Consider the following 391-nt stretch of genomic DNA (forward strand, 5'->3'; position numbering starts at 1 on the left):
TGACAGCGTGAAATCAGCAGCTTCCGGTACTATTCTTCCCTCCGCGTAACGCCTCGGAATTGCCCAGGGGGATTTGCCTCCCCGGACTCCCTCGACGCTTGCACGCGCTCTACCAACGGCGCGCTCTGCTTATCCTTCTGTGTCCCCACTTCGCTCCATAGCGACTTTCGGTGGTACTGGAATCTCAACCAGTTGTCCATCGCCTACGTCTTTCGACCTCGGCTTAGGTCCCGACTTACCCTGAGTGGACGAACCTTCCTCAGGAAACCTTAGATTTTCGGCGGACGGGATTCTCACCCGTCTCTCGCTACTCATGCCAACATTCTCTCTCGTATGCGGTCCACCAACCCTTTCAGGTTCGCTTCTGCCTGCATACGATGCTCCTCTACCA

At 56.3% G+C, this 391-nt stretch carries 1 rRNA gene; it reads right to left on the reverse strand.

Going from position 1 to position 391, the window contains the following annotated elements:
- Positions 1 to 391 (reverse strand): 23S ribosomal RNA (locus NE619_RS18100); the annotation flags it as partial.

Origin of the sequence: Anaerovorax odorimutans, from assembly GCF_024459955.1 — a bacterium.
Classification (GTDB): Bacteria; Bacillota; Clostridia; order Peptostreptococcales; family Anaerovoracaceae; genus Hominibacterium; species Hominibacterium odorimutans_A.